Source organism: Oleiphilus sp. HI0125 (assembly GCF_001635355.1).
Map to the genome: position 1 here is coordinate 1 of NZ_LWGF01001467.1, position 1,041 is coordinate 1,041.

The window sequence follows — 1,041 nt, forward strand, 5'->3', positions numbered from 1 at the left end:
TGCTAACTACTCCTAACCCCGAAGCGCACAAAGATATGCAGCTATTTAAGCGCTTAGGCTTGCGTCCAGAGCAGCGTATTGAAGAGTCTGATGAAACACAAGAAGCTGTGCTGAACCAAGCAATTGTGAAGGATCAAGAAGCGAAAAATCCAATGTTCTATGAAGCAAGTGCAACTAGTGCTGGCGATTCAGTCCAACACTAGGTTTGTCTGTGGCGTACGACGCACCTTATTGGCGTGATCAACTATCTCTGATTGAGCAGAAAGCGCTTCTCAGAAAGCGCTTTGATGTTCACTCTCGAAGTGGAGTTGAGCTCGTCACTAATGGCGAGAAATTAACTAATTTTGCAAGTAATGATTATCTTGGCCTCGCGAGCCATCCTGAGATTGTTGAGGCCTTGTGCACGTCGGCACGCACCTATGGTGTCGGTAGTGGCGCTTCCGATGTTGTGTCTGGCCACTTTCAGGCGCATTCAGATCTGGAGCAAAAGCTAGCTCGCTTCACTAAGCGTGATAAAGCTTTGTTGTTTTCGACGGGGTATATGGCAAACCTAGCTGTTGCATCTGCGTTTGCCAATTCTCGTGCTCTATTACTACAAGATAAGTTGAATCACGCGTCATTGATTGACGGCGCCAAGTTGTCTGGTGCGAGAGCGCAAAGGTATCTGCATAATAACCCTGCTAGCCTCGGTAATTATCTAGCTAAACTGTATGACGCAGATAAATACGACCACTGCTTAGTTTTGAGTGATGGTGTGTTTAGTATGGATGGTAATGTCGCTGATATTTCTCAATTAAGCGAAGTATGCTCGTCTTATACATCTTTGCTCGCCATTGATGACGCGCATGGACTTGGGGTTTTAGGTGAGGGCGGTTGTGGTAGCGTGCTTTCACAAGGTGTTTCTCAAGAACAGTGCCCGCTGTTAATTGGTACATTCGGTAAAGCGTTTGGTACTTTTGGAGCCTTCGTCGCAGGACCTGAGGATCTTATTTCATATTTAGAGCAAGTCGCTCGCCCCCATATCTATACCACCGCGTTGCC

At 46.8% G+C, this 1,041-nt stretch carries 1 protein-coding gene and 1 pseudogene; both read left to right on the forward strand.

The window, feature by feature from the left end:
- Positions 1–203, forward strand: a pseudogene (locus tag A3762_RS28055) (hypothetical protein); the annotation flags it as partial.
- A gap of 8 nt (positions 204–211) precedes the next feature.
- Positions 212–1,041 (forward strand): aminotransferase class I/II-fold pyridoxal phosphate-dependent enzyme (locus A3762_RS24805; protein WP_068758110.1); only part of this gene is annotated, 830 nt, incomplete at its 3' end.